Below are 19,722 nucleotides of genomic sequence, written 5' to 3'. Positions count from 1 at the left end.
GGGCGGCCTTTCTTGTCGGTGAGGGCAGGGCGCTTATTCGAAGCGCCCGCTGGCATGGGCCAGCATGGTATAGACCTTGCCGGTTTCCGATGTGAGATAGGTCTTCGCCACCATCGAGTCCCGGTCGTCCTTCGCGGCTTCGCCGAGCAGGCGCTCGAACTCGTCGATGTAACGGTCCACCGTGTCCTTGAACTCGGTATCGCGCCGGTATTTGCGGCGGATCTCGTCGAAGGTCTGCTGGCCCTGCAGCGTGTAGAGCCGCCGGGTGAACACGTTGCGCTCGCCGCGCTTGTAGCGATCCCACAGCTCCACCGCCGCGTCATGATCGATCATCCGGGCGATGTCGACAGAGAGCGAATCGAGCTTCTCGATCGAATGTGCAGTCGGCTTCGACGTCTCCGGCGCCTTGTCCTCCCGCGAGGCGCGGGTCAGCAGGTCCGAGAGCCAACCCGCCTTGCCGGGCTGCTGCTGCTCCGGCTGACGCCGGGCGGTCTCCACGGCTGGAGCCGGGCGCGATGCCGGCTTCGCCTCTACGCGCTGCGGGGCAGCATCCGTCCGAGCGGGCGCGGGCGCTGCATCGAGCGAGGGCCTCAACAGCGGCTCCTCGGCCGCGAGCTGCTGCGGCTGGGGTGCGGGGGCAACGAAGGCGGGCGCTGCCGGGGCAGGCTGCGCAAGGGCGGCGGTCGCCGGCCGGCGCGGGGCCTGGTCGACCGGCAGCGAGACATCGCCGCGGCGCCCGGCGCGGGTGACGATCTCGGTGAGATCGTTCAGCGCCTTGATCTGCTCGGCCACGACGCGGCGCATCGCAGCGGTCGATTCCTGAGCTTCCTGCGGCATTTCGAGCACGCCGCGCTTCAGCTCGGCGCGCGTGACCTCCAGCTCGCGCTGGATCCCGGCGGTGACGCCCCGCATGTCCTGCGCCGCCTTCTGGAAGCGCTCGGTGACCTTGGCGAGTTCGCCGCCGATCTCCGCGGTGACCTCCGAGTAGGCCGCACGCAGCGCCTCGGCAGTGCGCTCGCGCTCCTGGCCGGTTGCCGCCCGGATCGTCTCGAATTGCTGGGCGATGGCGCCGGTCGTGGCCTCGGCCGAGTCCGACAGGACGGCGCCGATCTGGCGCGCCCGCGCCTCGGCGGTGCCGAGCGACTCGTCGATCATCTGCGCGAAGGAGCGCGTGATCGCCTCGACATCGTCCGTGCGGCTGCCGATCAGGCCATGCAGATGCTCAAGCGCCTCACGGCGCTCGGAGAGCGTCTTGCCGACCCGTGCCTCGACCTGCTCCAGCCGGCCGAGAACCGCGCCGAGCGCGGCTGCGCCCGCCTGCGAGGCGTCGTCGAGCGTGGTGCTCCCGTCACCGATCCGCTCGGCGAGAGCGGCCGCCTCGCGCAGCGTGCCTTCCGAGAAGCTCTTGAGCTCGGCAATCTGCGCCGAAACCTGCTGCGAGGTGCGATTGGCCTCTTCCATGACGGTGCCGATCACGCCCTGCAGTTCGCCGACGCGGGTCGACAGGCTGCTCTCGACGGCGGCGAGATTGCGGTTCGCGCCGTTGACGATCTGCTGCATCAGCTTGTTGGCCTCGCCGAGGCGCCCGAGCATGCCGCCCAGCTCTTCGCGAAGCTGCTCGTTGGTGCCGACCAGCGCCTCGATCGACTGGCGCGAGCCGTTTTCCAGCGTCTCGCGCAACTCCTTCGAGGAACTCTCCACCGCATTGGCGATCGCGAAGCCGCGGTCGCGGACGCCGGTGATGATGGCATCGCCCCGGCTCTGCAGTGCCCGAACGACGCTGTCGCCGACGCTGGCGAGTTCGGCCGAGATCGCCTCGCCGCGCTCGTTGAAGGCCTCGATGATGCCGCTGCCCTTGCTGTCGAACACCGCGCGCAGCGCGTCCGTCCGCTCGTCGATGATCGACGAGATGGCCTCCCCGTGATGGCCGAGCTTGTCGCCCAAGCCGTCGCTCTTGGCGTCGAGCAGGGCACGCAGCGCATCGGTCTGCTGCTCGATCGTGCTGGTGACGGACAGGCCCTGGGCGCGCAGGGCATCGACGATGCCCGTGCCCTTGTCCTCGAACAGGACGCGCAACTGCTCGCTGCGCTGGTCGAGCGCCTGCGAGATCGCGTCGCCGCGGCGGCCGAGCGCGGCGACGATGCCGAGGCCCCGGTCGTCGAACAGGGTGCGCAGATGCTCTGCGCGCTGGTCGAGTGCGGCGGCGATCGCCTCGCTCTGCTCCGCCAGCGCCGAGACGACGCCGTTGCCGTTGACGTCGAACAGGGTCCGCAGTTCCTGCGCCCGCTCGGCGAGCGCGGCCGCGATCGCTTCCGAGCGACCTTGCAGGGCGGTTGCGATCTCTTCGCCACGGGTGTCGAGCGTATGGGAGACGGTGTCGAGCCGGCCGACGACGCGGTCCTCGAAGCGCGCCACGCTCTGGTCGAGCGTATCGGCGATCTGCAGCGCACGGCCGCCGAGCGTGGCGTTGATCGTGTCGGCCTTGTCCGAGAGCGTGCGGGTCAGCGATTCGCTCTTGGAGGTGACGACCTCGCCGATCTCGTCGGCCTTGGCCGCGAGCGCGCGGGTGACCTCGCGGCCGCCCTCGGCGAGCACGCGGGCGATGTCGACCGTCCGCTCGACCAGCGCCTCGTTCAGGGCGGTGGCGCGGGCGCCCAGGCTGCCATCCATGCGGGCGATGAGGTTGTCGAGGGCACCGGCGATCTCGGTGCTCTTCGCGCCGGAGCGCTCCTCGAACAGCTTGATCTGGTCTTCCATCGAATCCGCTGCCTGGCGGGTTCGATGGGCGAGCAACTCCGCCGCTTCCAGCGCGCGGGTGCCGACCTTGTCGGCGAGCGTGACGCCGTCTTCCGAGATCAGCTTCTCGACCTGCGCGATACCGGTGTTCAGCGCTTCCGTCAGAGCTCGGGCGTCGACCGAGATCTTCGCCGTCAGGGCGCCGCCCTTCTCGACGATCAGGTCCTCGAACACAGCCAGGCGTTCCGCAAGCCCGGTCTCGACGACACGGCCCTGCGAGTCGAACAGCTCGGTGAGTGACGCGATGCGAGCGCCCAGCGTCGACTCGATGGCGCCGCCGCGCTCGTCGAAGAGCTTGATCAGTGCGTCATGGCGGCTGGCGAGAGCTTCCGTCAGCGCCTGGGCGCGGCCCTCGACCGAGCGCAGCATCGACTCGGCGTTGGCCGACAGGGCCTCGTTGACGCGCCCGCCCTGCTGGGTCAGCGCCATCACGATCTCGCGGCCGGTGCCGGCGAGCATCGTGCGCGCCTCATCGGCATGCACGGTGAAGGTCTCGCGCAATTCCTGCGTCGCGGCCGAGACGCGGTCGGCGACCTGTCGGCCATCGACGTTGATCGTTGTGGCGAGGCTGCGCGTCGCGTCATTCATGCGGCGAGCGAGTTCCTCGCTCTGCTCACCCAGCATGCTGTGGACCTCGCGGCCGGTTTCGGCGAGCCCACGCACCAAAGTCTCGCGCTGCCCGTCGAGCAGGCCGGCGACCTTGTCGCCGGTCTCGCCGACGCTGGCGAGGAAGGCCGCCTGCTGCTCCTCGAGCGCGGCGCGCGCACTCTCGACGGTGCCGGTGATCCGGTTGGCCAGGGCAAGGCCGCGCTCGTCGAGCTTCTGGTCGATGCTTTCGCCGGTCTCGGCGAGGCGGCTGATCAGGGCGCCGCTGCGCTCCGACAGGATGCCGTGGACGGAGCGGCCGACATCGGCAATGCGGGCGGCGACCGCCTGGCTCTCCTCGCCGAGGAGGTCCTTGATCTCGAGGCCCGCCTGCGAAACCTTCACGGTCATCGCGCCGGACTGCTCCTCGAGCAGGGCGCTGACGCGCTCGCCGGTCTCGGTCAGACCGGCGATCATCCGCTCGCTCTCATGGCTGACGACACGGCTGACCTCCTGGCCCGCCTGGCTGAGGCGGCCGACCAGCACGTCGCTCTCGTCGCGCAGGCGCGTCTCGACCGCATTCACTGCGCCGGAGACGCTGGCGACGAGGGCCTCGCTGCGCTCCTCCAGCAGCTTCGCGACGTCCGCGCCGGCGCCCGAAACACGGGCGACGACGCTGTCGCTCTGCTCGCCGACGATGCGGGCGAGGTCCTGTCCCGCGCCCGACACCCGGCCGACCAGCGCATCCGCCTGCCGATCCAGCAGTCCATGCACCGTCTCGCCGGTCTCGTTGAGGCGGGAGACCAGCTTGCCGCCATGCTCGTTGAACAAGCCGTTGACCCGGTCCGCGACCTCGGTGATCCGGCCGGTCAGCGCCTCGCCGTGGCGCTCGACGGTGGTGCCGAGCGTCTCGCCGGCATCGGTGACCTGCAGGATGATTGCTTCGCTGCGCTCGCGCAGCACGTCGTCGACAGTGCGCGCCGTCTCGTTCAGCCGGCCGACCAGCGTCTCGCCATGGCTGCCGATGCTCGCGCCGATCGTCTCGCCGACCTCGCTGAGACGGGTGGTGATCGCCTCGTTCTGGCGGGCGAGCAGGCTGTTGACGCCGCGGCCGACCTCGGCAAGGCGGGTGGTGACGCTCTCGCCCTCGTCCGACAGCGCGCTGCGCAGCGCCTCGCCGGCCTCCGAGAGGCGCTTCTGCAGGGCTTCGCTCTGGCTCTCGATAAGGGAGACCATGCTGCGGCTGCTGGTCTCGAAGCGCTCGGCGGCCTCGGCTCCGCGCTCGGAGATGTCCTTCGCCAGCGTCTCGCCGGTCATTTTCAGAGTGTCGTTGACCGTCTCGACGCGGGCCGCCAGCGTCTCGGCCATCTGAGTCCCGGTCTCGCTGATGGCGCGGGTGACGTTCTGCGCCTCTGCAGTGAGCCCGCCGGTGATCGTCGCGCCGGTCTTTTCCAGCGAGGCCGCGATTTCCTGCGCCCGGCCGTCCAGCATGGTGGAGAGGTTTTCGCTGGCGCCCGCCAGGCGCTCCGACACTTCGCCGGACGTGACCTGGAGACGTTCCACGAGATCCGTGCTGCGGCCGCTGATCTCTTCGATCATGCGCTCGCCGGCGCGGCCGAGCGCCTGGGTGATCTGGTCGCCCTTGGCGCCCAGCGAGCCGGTAACGCGGTCGCCCGCCTGGGTGACGGCGTCGGCGATGGCACGGCTGGCGCTGTCGAGATCCTTGGCGAGGCCCTCATGGGCACCGCTGATCGCCAGCTTGACCCGCTCGGCATTGCCGACGACGGCCTCCCGCTGCGTGATCAGCTCGTCGATCAGCGAGCGCAGGCGGATCTCGTTGTCGGCATAGGCACGTTCGAGCGTCGAGATTTCGCCTCGAACGATGGTTTCCAGCTCGCCGGCGCGCGCTACGGCGCGCTCGATGCCATCCCCCATCGCCGCGACCTCGCGGCGGATGGTCTGGCTGAGGGACAGGACGGAATCCGCGCCCGCGACCTCGGGCTCCGCGAGTCGCAGCGCGACCTCCGTCATGGCGCGCGAGATCAGGCGCATCTCCTGCGTGCGGCGATAAAGGGCGGCAAGCACGAAGAAGAAGACCACCGGCGCACCGGTCGCCAGCGCGAGCAGCGTCCATTCGCCAATGCCGAAGGCGGCGACAGGCGCGGGCAGCCCGTCACTGAAGGAGCCAAAGCGGTGAAGCAGCACGAAGGCCGCGCCGCCGAGCCAGGCGACCGAGGCAAGGCCGGCGAACCAATAGGGCTTGCGCGAGGGGCGCACCGAAAAAGCCTGCACCAGCGAGCTCGAATCGCGGCGGTCGTCATTGGCGACGCGGCTGGTATCGGGCGCGATCGTCGCGCGCGGCGGGGCCGGGGTGGCCGGAGGCGGGGCGAGCGGAGCGGCTGCAGGCTCGACGCGGGGCATCTCCAGCTTGAGATCGTCCGCGCTTGTCGCGGGCATCCGCGGCTCGGTTTCGACTGGAGTCTCCGTCGCGCCCTGGGGCTGCTCGAGGCGCAGTGCCTCCTCGATGGCCGACATCGCAGCTTCAGTGGGATCCTGGAGCTTCTTCGGTCGATTCATGATGCCGCCTCGCAACGCTACTTCCGGATGGCCGCCAACGCCCGCCGCGGTCCGTCCAGCCGCCTCTGACTGGAGCGGACGCGGACACTGCGCCCATCGTTTACCAATTGGAAGGGTAGTGGAGCCCCCAACCCTTGGAAACCCATTTGAGCGCTCGATTCACAAACGTCGTTAACGCCTCATTCACCATCGAGGCGCTTCTAGAATGAGGAAAGGCCGCCGCCGCGGCCTGCCCGACCTGCGTTCCAGCGTTCTCCCTGAGTCATCTTCATGCCCCAAAAGCCGATCGATATCGACCATCTCGCCCGCCAGACCGGTGGAGATCAGTCACTCGAGCGCGAATTGCTGATGCTCTTCGCCCAGCAATGCGTGGCCCATCTGCGCACCATCCATGCCAGCGCCGACCCGAAGGCCCGCATCGACGCCGCCCACAGCCTTAAAGGAGCCGCCCGTGCGATCGGCGCCTGGCAGGTCGCCGAAGCCGCGGACCTGATCGAGACGAGTCTGACCGCCACCGATCTGCGCCGCGCCGAGTCGGCGATGGACGCGCTCGCGCTGGCGGCCGCCGAGGCCCGCGCCGAAATCCGCCGCTTCGATTGCGCCGCCTGAGGGCGGCCTCGCGCGGCCGGACGTTCCGCGCCGCTTCGAAATGCTCTAAGCCGAGGAACCGTAGCGGCCTACTCCCGGGAGGGTAGGGCAGGGCGCAGCGGTTTCGCCGGAGTCCGACATGCCGAAGATTACCTATATCGACGCCCATGGGCAGAGCCGCACGGTCGATGGCGACATCGGCGCGACCGTGATGGAAACGGCGATTCGCAACGAAGTGCCGGGCATCGAGGCCGAATGCGGCGGCGCCTGTGCCTGCGCCACCTGCCATGTCTATGTCGACGAGGCCTGGGTCGAAAAGACCGGCACCCCTGAGCCGATGGAAGAGGACATGCTGGACTTCGCCTTCGACGTCCGGCCGAATTCGCGCCTCTCCTGCCAGATCCGCATCAAGGCGGAGCTCGATGGACTCGTGGTGCGCACGCCCGAGCGACAGGGCTGAACGAGGCTTCGGCCGGATCCCCGGCTTTGCGCGGAGCGGAGCGACCAGGCATCCAGCGGCGAGCGGAGCGACGACGCAATCCAGAAGCGCTGGGCTCACCGTCGCAGCCGGTGCTCCTCGAGCGTTTCGCGGCGCTCGCGATGACGGGCTGTCTCAGCAAGCCACGATTTGCGTTGGATCAAGGCGCCAGGACAGGCAATCTCGATACTGCTTGAAGCAACCAGCTTGAGGAGCTTGTCATGTACCGGTCCATCATGGTCCCCGTCGATCTTGCCGAGCCGGAGATGGCGAAGCCGGCGATCGAGGCGGCCGTCACCTTCGCCAAGGCGTCCAACGGCATCGTGCGGCTGGTCTATGTCCGCTCGCTGGTTCCCGTGACCTATATGGAATTCGTGCCGGCCGATTTCGATGCCGAGCAGCAGCAGGATGCCGAGAAGCAACTCGCCGACATCGCCGCCAAGGTCGAGCTTCCGGCCGAGCAAGTCTCCGCCAAGGTCCTGATGGGGTCGGTGCAGGGCGAGGTGCTGGCCGAGGCCGAGGCCACGGGCGCCGACCTCATCATCGTCGCCTCCCATGAGCCCGGAATGCTCTCCTATGTGCTGGGCTCGAACGCTTCGGCCATCGTACGCCGGGCCAAATGCTCGGTGCTGGTCGTCAGGCACTGAGCCGGAGCTGCGATTCGAAAGCGGCCACGCCTTCCCGGGGTTCTAGCGGGGGCGGCCGGGGACCAGAGCGTCCGGCACCTCGCCGGGCGCGAGGTCGCGCGGCTTGTTGAGGCTGATCAGCGGCCAGACCTGCCAATAGGACGCCGCCAGCAGCAGCAGGCCGAGCAGGCCCGCCCCGGTCATGCCGCGCTGGAAGGCGCTGAGGCTGAAGAAGGCGAGCATCCCCAGCGACAGCGCTCCGACCGCAGCCGTCGCGATCCAGAGCGCGCGCGGCCGGCCGCCGACGAATCGCACCCGCGGGTTCGCGCGCAGGATCGCGGCCGAGAGCGCCGCGACGAAGCGGTGATACCGCGCATCGTCCCGCTCCATATCCGTCAGCGAGCGCCAGGAGAGGTTGCCGAAGGTGACGGTCCTGCCGTCGCTGAGCCGCAACCGTGTCTTGTAGCCCTTCGATGAAATGTTGCCCGGCGCGTAGAGGAAGCGCACCTCTTCCACCGCGCTCAGCCTGACGCGGTCCACAGCGCGTGTCCGGTCGATCTCCAGAACGCCGCCGTCCAGCTTGTACGCGATTTCGAAGCCGACAGGCTTCGGGCGCTGGCGCCAGCTCGGCGGCGGAAGATCGTCGTCTTGATCGGTCATACCCGGCTCTTCCGCCGGAACCGGCTCGGCGGTCAAGGGGCGGGCTTCACCGCGCCAGCACCCGCATCGCCCCTTCCAGCCCGTCGAGCGTCAGCGGGAACATCCGGCCACCCATCAGCCCGCCGATCTGGCGGATCGACTGGGTATAGTTCCACAGATGCGGCTGCACCGGGTTGAGCCAGACCGATTTCGGGAACTTGCCCGTCAGCCGCTCCATCCACACCGCGCCCGCCTCCTCGTTCCAGTGCTCGACCGAGCCGCCCGGCATGCCGATTTCGTAGGGGCTCATCGAGGCGTCCCCGACGAAGACCAGGCGATAATCCGCCGGATAGGTCCGCAGCACCTCCCAGGTCGGGATGATCTGGTCGTGCCGGCGCCGGTTCTCCTTCCAGACCCGCTCGTAGGGGCAGTTATGGAAGTAGAAATGCTCGAAATGCTTGAACTCGGCCCGCGCGGCGGAGAACAGCTCCTCCGCCAGCTCGATATGCCAGTCCATCGAGCCGCCGACGTCGAGGAAGAGCAGCACCTTCACGACGTTGCGCCGCTCCGGACGGAGCTTCACGTCGAGATAGCCGTGCCGGGCCGTTTCGGAGATCGTGCCGTCGAGGTCGAGTTCCTCGGCCGCGCCGGTGCGGGCAAAGCGGCGTAGGCGGCGCAGCGCGACGCGCATGTTGCGTACGCCAAGCTCGCGCGTGTCGTCGAAATCCTTGAACTCGCGCTTGTCCCACACCTTGACCGCGCGGAAATTGCGGTTCGTGTCCTGGCCGATGCGGATGCCCTCGGGGTTCGCGCCATAGGCGCCGAAGGGCGAGGTGCCGGCGGTGCCGATCCATTTGCTGCCGCCCTGATGGCGGCCCTTCTGCTCCGCCAGGCGCTGTTTCAGCGTCTCCCAGAGCTTGTCCCAGCCGAGCGTCTCGATCTGGCTGCGCTCTTCCTCGGTCAGGAATTTCTCGGCGAGCTTGCGCAGCCATTCCTCGGGAATGCCCGCCTCGTCGATCGCCTGCTGCAGCGTCTCCATGCCTTTGAAGACCTGGGCGAAGACGCGGTCGAACTTGTCGAGATGGCGCTCGTCCTTCACCAGCACGGTGCGCGCGAGAAAATAGAAATCCTCGACCTTGTACTCGGCGAGGTCGGCATCGACGCCTTCGAGCAGCGTCAGATATTCGCGCAGGGTCACCGGGACCTTGGCGGCTCTGAGATCGGTGAAGAGGCGCAGGAACATGCCTGCCATTGTGCAGGCGGGGCCGCCGGGGTTCAAGCGCAGCCCGTCGACGTTTGGCCCCAGGCCTGGAAACACGCCGTCATCCCGGGGCTTGCCCCGGGATCCATCGAAGGGCGCCAGCGCTCTACGATGGATCCCGGATCGACGCGGCTAGAGCCGCTTTTCCGCGATGACGGAGCGTTTCATTCGGCAAGCTGCGAGAAACTCTTGTCTCGAAGCGACGCGAATACGGTCTTACGCCACGGCGTCAGCAAGGTCCTTGGTGACCTTGAACTTCACGACCGTCTTGGCCGGGACCTTGATGGTGGCGCCGGTGGAGGGGTTGCGGGCCTCGCGCGCTTCGCGCTTGGCGGCGGAGAACTTGCCGATGCCGCCGAGGGTGACGTCGTCGCCGCTCTTCAGCGTCTTGGCGACAGTCGTGCCGAGAGAGGCGAGGATGGCCGAGACATCGGCCTTCGTCTTGCCGGTCTCGTCGGCGATCGCGGCGATCAGTTCGTTCTTGGTCATGGGATCCTCCTTGAGAAGGTGTTGAAGGCGTCGCGTGCTGGACGACGGTCGATCATGCCCGTTTCCACACGAGCGACCGCGTTGCTGGGATTGTCGCGGCGCGCAACTCACGCAGTTGCCACGGTTGCCGCGGAATGACGATGCCCGTGGCGCGAGATACGCACAGGAAACGGCGAAGTTCCGCCGCAGACCGTGCGAAAAGCGCCTTTCCGATGCCAGCACGGCCGAATTGTGGCCTCGGCCGTGCCGATATCGAGGCTGCGCGCGCCCGACGATGCGTCGATCAGGCCTGCACGCCGTCGACGTACCAGTCCATCTTGGAGAGCATCTCGTCGGAGGCATGCTCACCCGCCTTGACCCGCACCTCTCCCTTCTGGTCCTTCAATTCGCCCGTGAAGGGGTGGAGCTTGCCGGACGCGATGCCGTCGCGGATCGCGTCCGCAGCCTTGCGCGCCTCCGGCGTCACCGCGTCGTTGTAAGGCGCGAGCTTGACGAAGCCCTCCTTGATGCCGCCCCAGACGTCGCCGGTCTTCCAGTTGCCGTCCATCGTCTCCTTGACGCGCTTGATGTAGTAGCCCGACCAGTCGTCGACGATCGCCGAGAGATGCGCCTTGGGCGCGAAGGCCTTCATGTCCGAGGCCTGCCCGAAGGCGTAGACGCCGCGCTGCTCGGCCGCCTGCAGCGGAGCCGCTGAATCGGTGTGCTGGGTGATCATGTCCGCGCCCTGGTCGATCAGCGCCTTGGCGGCGTCGGCCTCCTTGGCGGGGTCGTACCAGGTCGAGCACCAGACGACCTTGGTCTTGAAGTTCGGGTTCACCTTGCGCGCGGCGAGATGGAAGGCGTTGATGCCCATCACCACCTCGGGGATCGGGAAGGAGGCGACATAGCCCGCCTGGCCCGATTTCGACATATGCCCGGCAATGGTCCCGATCACGGCGCGCCCTTCGTAGAAGCGGGCATTGTAGGTCGCGACGTTCGGCGCGCGCATATAGCCGGTCGCATGCTCGAAATGGATCTTCGGGAACTGCTTGGCGACCTGGATCGTCGGATTCATGAAGCCGAAGGAGGTCGTGAAGATCAGCTGGTTGCCGGCCTGGGCGAGCTGGCGGATGGCGCGCGCGGCGTCCGGACCCTCGGCGACATTCTCCAGGAAGCTCGTCTTGATCTTGGAGCCGTATTCCTTCTCGATCGCGAGGCGGCCCTGATCATGCGTCCAGGTGTAGCCATGGTCGCCGATCGGCCCGACATAGACGAAGCCGACGCCGAGCGGCGATTGCGCCGAGGCGCCGCGCCCCAGCAGCGGCAGGGTCGAGGCGGCGGCCGCGCCGAATGTCAGCTTGCGGCGGGTGATGATGCTGGTCATGGGGTCTCTCCCGTTGATCGCGTTGCAGACCTCTACGAGGCCGAGAAGGGTTTTCCGAGGCAGGCCGGCGCGTCGAGGCGCCCGCTCCGTCGTCCGAGTGACATCATGGTCAGAACGGCGACCGTCGCAAGATAGGGCGCCATCGCCAGCACCTCGGGCGCGAGCCAGCTGATCCCGGCGGCTTTCGCCTGCAGCTCCAGCGTCATCACCGCTCCGAACAGATAGGCGCCGAGCAGCAGCCGCCCCGGCTTCCAGGCCGAGAAGACGACCAGCGCCAGCGCGATCCAGCCGCGCCCGGCGGTCAGCCGCTCGGCCCACATCGGCGTCAGCGCCAGCGAGAAATAGGCGCCGCCGAGCCCCGCCAGCGCGCCGCCGAAGGCCACCGCCGCATAGCGGATGGCGATGACGGGGTATCCGATCGCATGCGCCGAGGCGTCGTTCTCGCCGACCGCGCGCAGGATCAGCCCTGGCCGGGTCCGGCGGAGGAAAAGGCTCACGCCCAGAACGAGCGCCAGCGAGAGATAGACCAGGATGTCGTGGCCGAAGATCATCCGCAGCCAGGGATGCTCCGAGAGCGCGGGGGGAAAGACCGGGCCCAGCCGTGGGATCGTGCGGCCGACGAAGCCTGCGCCGATCAGCGAGGAGGCGCCGATGCCGAAGATGGTGAGCGCAAGACCCGTGGCGACCTGATTGGCCGCGAGCGACAGGGCCAGCACAGCGAAGACCATCGAAGCGGCCATGCCGGCCAGCGCCGCGGCGAGCAGGCCGAGACCCGTGCTGCCCGTCGAAAAGGCGACGGCGAAGCCCGCGACCGCGCCGCACAGCATCATGCCCTCGACACCGAGGTTGAGGACGCCCGTCTTCTCCGCGACGAGCTCGCCGAGCGCCGCCAGCAGCAGCGGCGTCGAGGCGGCGACCAGTGTCATGACAATGGAGACGAGGATGGCGCTGGTCATGGCGCCGCCCTCCGCTTCCACACGAGGCGCCAGCGCACCAGCACATCCGTTGCGAGCAGCATGAACAGCAGCAGCGCCTGGAACATGCCGGTGGCCGCCTGCGGCAGGCGAATCGTCGATTGGGCGATCTCGCCGCCGACATAGGTGGCTGCCAGCACGATGCCGCCAAAGACGATGCCGAGCGGGTCGAGCCGCCCGAGGAACGCGACGATGATCGCGGTGAAGCCGTAGCCGACCGGAAACTGCGGTGTGAGCTGGCCGAAGGGGCCGGCGGCCTCGAACAGCCCGGCAAGGCCGGCAAGCCCGCCGCTCAGCAGCATCGTCGCCCAGGTGGTGCGGGCCGCGCTGAAGCCGCCATGGCGCGCCGCTGCGGGGGCGAGGCCGACCACCTTCACCGCATAGCCGGCGGTGGTCTTCTCCATCAGCAGCCAGGCGACGAGGGCAATGAGCAGCGCCACGGGAATCCCGAGATGGACGAGCGACCCCTCCATCATCGTGGGCAGCGTCTGGTCCGCCGTGAACATCCGCGTTTGCGGAAAATTGAAGCCGTCCGGGTCCTTCCACGGCCCGCGCACCAGAAAATACAGGAGCTGCACCGCGACATAGGTCAGCATCAGGCTTGTCAGGATCTCGCTGACCTGCAAGCGGACTCGCAGCAGCGCCGGGATCGCCGCCCAGGCCATGCCGCCGAGGATTCCGGCCAGCGCCATGGCGGGCAGGATCCACCAGCCTGTCATGTCGTAGGTCGCGAGCGCGACGCCCGTGCCGGCGACCGCGCCCATGATGTATTGGCCCTCGGCGCCGATGTTCCAGACATTGGCCCGGAAGCCGATGGCCAGCCCGATCGCGATCATCACCAGCGGCGCTGCTTTCACGCCGATATCAGCCCAGCGCTGCGGCTCGGCGAAGGGCGTGACGAAGATGCTCCCGACCGCATGGAAGCCGTCATAACCCATGGCGGTGAAGACGATCATGCCGAGCAGCATGGTCAGGGCTATGGCGATCAGCGGGCTCAAGGCCCGCATCAGCCGGCTCGGCTCGCGGCGGGGGCGCCACTCAAGCATGGGCCGCCTCCACGCCGTCCGCGGCCCCATGCACCCCGCCCATCATCAGCCCGATCTCGTCGATGCCCAGGCTGGCGACCGGGCGCGGCGCCGAGAGCCGCCCCTCATTGATGACGCAGAGTCGGTCGGCCAGCTCCAGAAGCTCGTCGAGATCCTGCGAAATGACGACGACGGCCGAGCCCTTGGCGGCAAGATCGACGAGCTGCTGGCGGATCGCGGCGGCGGCGCCGGCATCGACGCCCCAGGTCGGCTGGGCGACGACGAGCACGGCCGGCGCCTGCCCGATCTCGCGACCCATGATGAACTTCTGCAGGTTGCCGCCCGAGAGCGAGCGGGCCGTGGCCGCATTCCCGGTGGTACGGACGTCGAAGAGCTTGATCACGCCGTCCGCGAAGCGGCGCACGGCGCCGCCGCTGATGAGGCCGTGCGGTGCCAGTGGCAGCCGGTGCCGCGCGGTCAGGATGCCGTTGTCGGCGAGCGAGAAATCCGGCACGGCGGCATGGCCGTTGCGCTCCTCCGGCACGCAGGCGAGGCCGAGGGCCCGGCGCGCGCCCGCATCCTCGCGTCCGACGGCCTTGCCGTCGAGCCGGACCGCCTCCGGTCGCTCCGCGAGCCGCTCCCCCGAAAGCGCCGTCAGCAGTTCGGCCTGTCCGTTGCCGGCGACCCCGGCGATGCCGAGGATTTCTCCGGCGCGCGCCTCGAACGACACCTCGCGCAGGTCGGTTCCGAAGGGCGGATCGCCTGGCAACGAAAGCCCGTTGACCGCCAGCCGCGCTGCCCCGGCTTGCGTTTGCGTGCCATGCTCGATCTTGCGCAACTCCGCGCCGATCATCAGTTCGGCCATCCGCTTGGTGGTCTCGGCCTTCGGGTCGCAGGTCGCGACCACGCGCCCGGCGCGCAGGATGGTGGCGCTATCGCAGAGCGCCTTGATCTCGTGCAGCTTGTGCGAAATGTAGAGGATCGCGCAGCCCTCGGACGCGATCTGGCGCAGCGTCGCGAACAGCCGCTCCACCTCCTGCGGCGTCAGCACCGAGGTCGGCTCGTCCATGATCAGCAGCTTCGGCTTCTGCAGCAGGCAGCGGACGATCTCGATGCGTTGGCGCTCACCGACCGAGAGCGTATGCACCTCCCGCTCCGGATCGAGCGGCAGCGAGTAGGATTGCAGGACGCCGGCGACCTCGCGCTTCAGCGTCTCGCGGTCCACCGCCTCGTCGAGCCCGAGCGCGATGTTCTCGATCACCGTCATCGCGTCGAACAGCGAGAAATGCTGGAACACCATGCCGATGCCGAGCTTGCGCGCGGCCTTGGGCGAGGGGATCGAGACGGGCGTTCCGTTCCAGGCAATCGTGCCCTCGTCGGCCTGCTGGACGCCGTAGATGATCTTGACCAGCGTCGATTTGCCGGCGCCGTTCTCGCCGAGAAGCGCATGGATTTCGCCCGGACGGACGCTCAGGCTGATATCCTCGTTCGCTTTGACGCCCGGGAAGCTCTTCGAGATATGGGCGAGCGCCAGCCGCGGCGGCATCTCCTGCTCACGCGGCTGGTTCATCGTGGACCTGTCTCCGTCTGGCCGGGTGCGAGCGGCCAAGCAAGCAACGCACCAGCTCAGCCGCCGTCAAGGCCGCGATCACCTCCGGACGCTTGTCGTCCACATCGCAACCGCCGATCGGGCAGGTGAGGCGAGCGAGCGTCGCTTCTCTGCCGCCAGACCGCAGGAAGCCGGATTCGAACCGCGCCCGCTTGGTGGCCGAGCCGATCATGCCGACATAGGCGGCATCGCCGCGCGCCAGTGCAGCCTCGGCGAGCCGGTAGTCGAGCGCGTGGCTGTGGGTCAGAATGACGAAGGCGGCACCGGCCGTCGCGTCCGCGACCGCCTCCACCGGATCGGCCATGCGGATGCAGGTCACGGCCGGCGGCAACCCGCTCAAGACGTCGTCGCGATCGTCGATCAGGCAGATCCGGAAGGGCAGGGGCGCAAGGGCCGACGCCAGCGCCCGCCCGGTATGGCCGGCGCCGAAGACCAGAACGGCCGGGCGCATCTCTGCCTGCGCCTTCTCGCGGGCGGCGATCAGTGCCGCATCGGCCGGCAAGACACGCTTCAGCGAGACCCTGACCCGGCCCCCGCAGCACTGGCCCATCTGCGGGCCGAGCGGAATATCGAGGCTCTGGTCGCGGAGGCCTTCGCTCAGCATCTGCCGGGCGATGTCGATGCAGTGAAATTCGAGCTGCCCGCCGCCGATGGTTCCGGCGGTGGCACCGTGGCCGACTGCCATGCAGGCGCCGGCTTCGCGGGGCGTGGAGCCCTCGACGCGGGCGAGAGTAACGAGGATGGCGCCTTCGCCGAGACGGTCAGTGAGGAAAGCGGAGAGGCTCACAAGTTCGCCTCCGCCCGCACGCGGTCGACCGCGTCCAGCACGCGCTCCGGTGTCGCTGGCGCGTCCAGCCTCGGACAGATCCGGTGGTTCCCGACGCTCGCCACCGCATCGGACAACGCATGCAGCACCGAGATCGCCAGCATCAGCGGCGGCTCCCCGACGGCCTTGGAGCGGTGGATCGTCGGCTCGCGGTTCGGGGCGTTCTCCAGCAGATGCACGTTGAAGATGCGCGGCCGGTCGGACGCGACGGGGATTTTGTAGGTCGAGGGGGCGTGCGTCGAGAGCCGGCCCTTCGCGTCCCAGGCGAGCTCCTCGGTGGTCAGCCAGCCCATGCCCTGCACGAAGCCGCCTTCGATCTGGCCCTTGTCGATGGCCGGATTCAGGGACTGCCCGCAGTCATGGAGGATATCGACGCGCTCGACCTTGTATTCGCCCGTCAGCGTGTCGATCGCGACTTCGGCCGCCGCCGCGCCATAGGCGAAATAATAGAATGGATGGCCGCGCCCCGCCTGGCGGTCCCAATGGATCTTGGGAGTGGCATAGAAGCCGGTCGCTGAAAGCTGGACCCGCGCCAGATAGGCTGCGGCGACCAGATCCCTGAAGCCGATCTCGCGGGCGCCGACCTTCACACGGCCCGGCAGGAAGGCCACCTCCTCCGGCCGCTCCTGCCAGTGCTTCGCGGCGAACTCGGTGAGCCTCGTCTTGATCGTCTCGCAGGCATCGAGCGCCGCCATGCCGTTGAGATCGGAGCCGGAGGAGGCGGCCGTTGCCGAGGTGTTGGGCACCTTGCCGGTGGTCGTCGCGGTGATCTTGACCTGATCGAGCCCGATGCCGAAGGCCTGCGCCACCACCTGCGCCACCTTGATGTAGAGCCCTTGCCCCATCTCGGTGCCGCCATGGTTCAGCGAAACCGTGCCGTCGGTATAGACATGCACCAGCGCGCCGGCCTGGTTGAACCAGGTCGCGGTGAAGGAGATGCCGAACTTCACGGGCGTCAGCGCAATGCCGCGCTTGATGATAGGGCTCTTCGCATTGGCCTGGCGGATCGCTGCCTTGCGCGCCTGATAGTCGCAGCGCCGCGCCAGCTCGGTGATCACCTCGGCGGCGATATTGTCCTCGACCGTCTGGTGATAGGGCGTGAGGTCGCGGCCAACCCCGCCATAGAGGTTGCGCTTGCGCACCTCCACCGGGTCGAGCCCGGTGGCGAAGGCGACCTCCTCGATCAGGCGCTCGGCCCCGACCATGCCTTGTGGCCCGCCGAAGCCACGAAAGGCGGTGTTGGAGCAGGTGTTGGTGAAGAGGGGCTCGGAGCGGGCGTGCACTGCCGGATAGAAATAGCAATTGTCCATGTGGAAGAGCGCCCGGTCGGTCACCGGCCCCGACAGGTCGGCGTTCCAGCCGCAGCGCGCGGCATAGACGGCATCGACAGCATGGATGCGGCCTTCGTCGTCGAAGCCGATCTCGTAATCGACGACGAAATCGTGGCGCTTGCCGGTGAGAACCATGTCATCGTCGCGGTCGGGCCGGAGCTTCACCGGCCGCTTCAGCCTGCGGGCGCAAAGCGCGGCGACGCAGGCGAAGAGATTGGCCTGCGTTTCCTTGCCGCCGAAGCCGCCCCCCATGCGCCGGACCTCGACCGTCACCGCATGCGAGCCGACGCCGAGCACGGCTGCGACCATGTGCTGGACTTCCGAAGGGTGCTGGGTCGAGACCAGCACCTGCATGTCCTCGTCCTCGCCGGGGGTGGCCAGCGCGATCTGGCCCTCCAGATAGAAATGCTCCTGCCCGCCGATCGTCATCGCGCCTTTGAGCCGGCGAGGGCTGGCGGCCATGGCAGCGGCGACGTCTCCGCGCCGGAGCGTCAAGGGCGCGGTGACCAGCGCGCCGCCGGCCGCATGCGCGGCGGCGATGTCGATCAGGGCTGGCTCTTCCGCATACTCGGCCTTCGCCAACGTCGCGGCACGCCGGGCCTGCTCGCGCGTCCCGGCAACGACGGCAAAGAGCGGCTGGCCGTGGAACAGGATGCGATCGGTCGCGAAGACCGGCTCGTCATGCCGATGCGTCGAGGAGATGTCGTTGGCGCCGGGAATGTCGGCTGCCGTCAGCACCGCGACGACGCCGGGCGCCGCCGCAACCTCGGACAGATCGAGCGAGAGCAGCCGCCCGCAAGCGATGGCGGCGGTCCCGAGATAGGCGTGGAGCAGCCCTTCGGGCGCAGCAACGTCGTCGATATAGACGGCTTCGCCCGCGACATGCTTCAGCGCCGAATCGTGGATGCGGGGGCTGCCGACCAGGGCCGGTTCGCCGACGATGTCGAGCTTGCGGCGGGCATCAGCCATGGGCAGCCTCCGCCAGCAGCCCGGCGACCCGCGTACCCGTACCGGGCGCGCGCGTCTCGATCAGAAAGCGTCGCAGCAGATTGCCTGCGACCTTGAGCCGGTAGGCGGCTGAGGCGCGCATGTCGTCGAGCGGCGTGAAGTCCTGCGAAAGGGTGGCGATGGCGGCGCTGACGGCCGCCTCGTCGAAAACCTGGCCGGTCAACGCCGCCTCCGCCGCCTTGGCCCGTTTGGGGATGCCAGCCAGGCCGCCATAGGCGAGACGTGCCTCCGCAATGAGGCCGTCCCCGGCGAGTGTCAGCCGGAACGCGCCGCAAACGGCCGAAATATCCTCGTCGAAGCGCTTGGAGACCTTCGAGACGTGGAACGGCATCTCTGGCGCCAGCTTCGGCACCATAACCGCCTCGACGAATTCGCCTGGCCGGCGATCCTGCTTGCGATAATCGAGGAAGAAGCTCTCGAGCGGGATCGAGCGGCGTTCGAGGCCCGCTCTGCCATTCCGGGCCAGCACCAGCGTCGCGCCGAGCGCGATCAGCGCGGGCGGCAGGTCGCCGATCGGCGAGCCGTTTGCGATATTGCCGCCGATCGTGCCTGCATTGCGCACCTGCTCGCCGCCGAAGCGGCGCATCATCTCGTCGAGCTGCGGGGAGAGGGGGGCGAGGGCTTCGCGCACATCGACATGGCTCGCCATCGCGCCGAAGCGCAGATGATCGCCAGCGTCCGTGATCACGCGCAGGGCCTCGATACGGCCGGGATGGATCACGGTGTCGAGCCGCTTCATCTGCTTGGTGACCCAGAGCCCGACATCCGTGGCGCCGGCGACCAGCGTCGCCTGCGGGTGGTCCGCGACGAGCACGGCCAGTGCCTCGACCGTCGCCGGCGCGTAGAATCGGCCCCGTTCGCCGTCCAGCGCCAGTGTCTCGGCATCGCTCAGGGCGGCCAGACGCCCTGCCACGACCTCCCGGTCGCGCAGGAGGCGATCGGCATCGCGTGGTGCGATCTCACCCATGCGCCGGCCGGCGGCGATAATCGGCTCATACCCCGTGCAGCGACAGAGATTGCCGGCCAGCGCATCCTCGAGACGCGCCACGCTCGGCGCGGCCTCGTTCAGCCGGAGCGCGACGAGCGACATCACGAAGCCGGGCGTGCAGAAGCCGCACTGGGAGCCATGGCATTCCACCATCGCACGCTGCACCGGATGCAGATCGCCTGCCTCGTCCTTCAAATGCTCGACGGTCAGAAGCTGGCACCCGTCCAGCGTGGGCAGGAAGCGGATGCAGGCGTTGATCGCCTCGTAACGCAGCTCGCCGCGGTCGAGCCGGCCCACCAGGACCGTGCAGGCGCCGCAATCCCCTTCGGCGCAACCCTCCTTGGTGCCCGTCATGCGCTTCTCCAGGCGCAGCCAGTCGAGCACCGTCAGCGTCGGGTCGCAGCGTGCGATCTCGATGAGCTCGTCGCCGAGCAGGAAGCGCAATGTGCTGCGGAGAGAACCGGAAGTCGCGACGTCGGAATGGCGGGCACTCAGGGGCATGCCCGCAGATTAGGCATGATCCGCGCTTGGCCGGAAGCTTTGATTTGGTGCAGATGTG

General features: G+C 68.5%; 14 protein-coding genes. 3 read left to right on the top strand and 11 right to left on the bottom strand.

Annotated features, from left to right (window positions below):
• Nucleotides 1-33 precede the first annotated feature (33 nt).
• Nucleotides 34-5,958 (bottom strand): apolipoprotein A-IV repeat region-like domain-containing protein, encoded by a 5,925-nt coding sequence (locus BW981_RS03080; protein WP_139333593.1) that lies wholly within the window; start codon nt 5,956-5,958, stop codon nt 34-36.
• Between the two features lie 270 nt (nt 5,959-6,228).
• Between BW981_RS03080 and BW981_RS03075 the strand changes: the two genes are divergently transcribed.
• The 3 genes from BW981_RS03075 (at nt 6,229) to BW981_RS03065 (ending at nt 7,671) form a co-directional block, all read left to right on the top strand.
• Nucleotides 6,229-6,567 carry an Hpt domain-containing protein gene (locus tag BW981_RS03075; RefSeq protein ID WP_076436076.1) on the top strand — a complete coding sequence of 113 codons (339 nt, stop codon included), beginning with the start codon at nt 6,229-6,231 and terminating at the stop codon, nt 6,565-6,567.
• 118 nt (nt 6,568-6,685) lie between these two features.
• The gene (locus BW981_RS03070; protein WP_076436074.1) at nt 6,686-7,006 is read left to right on the top strand and encodes a 2Fe-2S iron-sulfur cluster-binding protein; all 321 of its coding nucleotides are present in this window, start codon (nt 6,686-6,688) and stop codon (nt 7,004-7,006) included.
• 239 nt (nt 7,007-7,245) lie between these two features.
• Complete coding sequence (locus BW981_RS03065; RefSeq protein ID WP_076436073.1) at nt 7,246-7,671, top strand: universal stress protein; 426 nt, start codon at nt 7,246-7,248, stop codon at nt 7,669-7,671.
• A gap of 42 nt (nt 7,672-7,713) precedes the next feature.
• On the opposite strand, the gene BW981_RS03060 is transcribed toward BW981_RS03065, so the two are convergent.
• The 10 genes from BW981_RS03060 to xdhA all read right to left on the bottom strand — a co-directional run bounded on the left by BW981_RS03060 (nt 7,714) and on the right by xdhA (nt 19,664).
• Complete coding sequence (locus BW981_RS03060) at nt 7,714-8,310, bottom strand: hypothetical protein (protein ID WP_076436071.1); 597 nt, start codon at nt 8,308-8,310, stop codon at nt 7,714-7,716.
• Nucleotides 8,311-8,356: 46 nt separating this feature from the next.
• Nucleotides 8,357-9,532, bottom strand: coding sequence for a vWA domain-containing protein (locus BW981_RS03055; protein ID WP_076436070.1), 1,176 nt, complete (start codon nt 9,530-9,532; stop codon nt 8,357-8,359).
• A gap of 234 nt (nt 9,533-9,766) precedes the next feature.
• On the bottom strand, nt 9,767-10,381 hold the full coding sequence (locus tag BW981_RS23585; RefSeq protein WP_175624028.1) for an HU family DNA-binding protein: 615 nt from the start codon (nt 10,379-10,381) through the stop codon (nt 9,767-9,769).
• A complete protein-coding gene (locus tag BW981_RS03045) occupies nt 10,323-11,402 on the bottom strand; it encodes a BMP family ABC transporter substrate-binding protein (RefSeq protein ID WP_083712106.1) in 1,080 nt (359 codons plus the stop codon). The genes BW981_RS23585 and BW981_RS03045 overlap by 59 nt, the downstream gene beginning before the upstream one ends.
• 32 nt (nt 11,403-11,434) lie before the next feature.
• On the bottom strand, nt 11,435-12,358 hold the full coding sequence (locus BW981_RS03040; protein WP_076436770.1) for an ABC transporter permease: 924 nt from the start codon (nt 12,356-12,358) through the stop codon (nt 11,435-11,437).
• Entirely contained in the window at nt 12,355-13,422 is a 1,068-nt protein-coding gene (locus BW981_RS03035; RefSeq protein WP_076436773.1) for an ABC transporter permease, read from the bottom strand. Before BW981_RS03035 ends, BW981_RS03040 begins: the two co-directional genes overlap by 4 nt.
• Entirely contained in the window at nt 13,415-14,971 is a 1,557-nt protein-coding gene (locus BW981_RS03030) for an ABC transporter ATP-binding protein (protein WP_244560198.1), read from the bottom strand. The genes BW981_RS03035 and BW981_RS03030 overlap by 8 nt, the downstream gene beginning before the upstream one ends.
• Nucleotides 14,955-15,797: a xanthine dehydrogenase accessory protein XdhC gene (xdhC, locus tag BW981_RS03025; RefSeq protein ID WP_076436067.1), complete on the bottom strand. Its 843-nt coding sequence runs from the start codon at nt 15,795-15,797 to the stop codon at nt 14,955-14,957. The genes BW981_RS03030 and xdhC overlap by 17 nt, the downstream gene beginning before the upstream one ends.
• Entirely contained in the window at nt 15,794-18,136 is a 2,343-nt protein-coding gene (gene xdhB / locus BW981_RS03020; RefSeq protein WP_076436065.1) for a xanthine dehydrogenase molybdopterin binding subunit, read from the bottom strand. Before xdhB ends, xdhC begins: the two co-directional genes overlap by 4 nt.
• Entirely contained in the window at nt 18,129-19,664 is a 1,536-nt protein-coding gene (gene xdhA, locus BW981_RS03015; protein WP_076436063.1) for a xanthine dehydrogenase small subunit, read from the bottom strand. Before xdhA ends, xdhB begins: the two co-directional genes overlap by 8 nt.
• Between the last annotated feature and the right edge of the window lie 58 nt (nt 19,665-19,722).

Origin of the sequence: Allobosea sp. TND4EK4, assembly GCF_900156025.1 — a bacterium.
GTDB lineage: Bacteria > Pseudomonadota > Alphaproteobacteria > Rhizobiales > Beijerinckiaceae > Allobosea.
Note: the sequence above shows the minus strand (reverse complement) of the source record. Positions and strands in the feature narration are given on the sequence as shown.

Bases quoted from the DNA above. Each gene is read 5' to 3' on its own strand.
- BW981_RS03080 (WP_139333593.1), bottom strand. From the start codon at position 5,958: ATGAATCGACCGAAGAAGCTCCAGGATCCCACTGAAGCTGCGATGTCG.
- BW981_RS03075 (WP_076436076.1), top strand. From the start codon at position 6,229: ATGCCCCAAAAGCCGATCGATATCGACCATCTCGCCCGCCAGACCGGT.
- BW981_RS03070 (WP_076436074.1), top strand. From the start codon at position 6,686: ATGCCGAAGATTACCTATATCGACGCCCATGGGCAGAGCCGCACGGTC.
- BW981_RS03065 (WP_076436073.1), top strand. From the start codon at position 7,246: ATGTACCGGTCCATCATGGTCCCCGTCGATCTTGCCGAGCCGGAGATG.
- BW981_RS03060 (WP_076436071.1), bottom strand. From the start codon at position 8,310: ATGACCGATCAAGACGACGATCTTCCGCCGCCGAGCTGGCGCCAGCGC.
- BW981_RS03055 (WP_076436070.1), bottom strand. From the start codon at position 9,532: ATGTTCCTGCGCCTCTTCACCGATCTCAGAGCCGCCAAGGTCCCGGTG.
- BW981_RS23585 (WP_175624028.1), bottom strand. From the start codon at position 10,381: ATGCCTCCGACGAGATGCTCTCCAAGATGGACTGGTACGTCGACGGCG.
- BW981_RS03045 (WP_083712106.1), bottom strand. From the start codon at position 11,402: ATGACCAGCATCATCACCCGCCGCAAGCTGACATTCGGCGCGGCCGCC.
- BW981_RS03040 (WP_076436770.1), bottom strand. From the start codon at position 12,358: ATGACCAGCGCCATCCTCGTCTCCATTGTCATGACACTGGTCGCCGCC.
- BW981_RS03035 (WP_076436773.1), bottom strand. From the start codon at position 13,422: ATGCTTGAGTGGCGCCCCCGCCGCGAGCCGAGCCGGCTGATGCGGGCC.
- BW981_RS03030 (WP_244560198.1), bottom strand. From the start codon at position 14,971: ATGAACCAGCCGCGTGAGCAGGAGATGCCGCCGCGGCTGGCGCTCGCC.
- xdhB (WP_076436065.1), bottom strand. From the start codon at position 18,136: ATGGCTGATGCCCGCCGCAAGCTCGACATCGTCGGCGAACCGGCCCTG.
- xdhA (WP_076436063.1), bottom strand. From the start codon at position 19,664: ATGCCCCTGAGTGCCCGCCATTCCGACGTCGCGACTTCCGGTTCTCTC.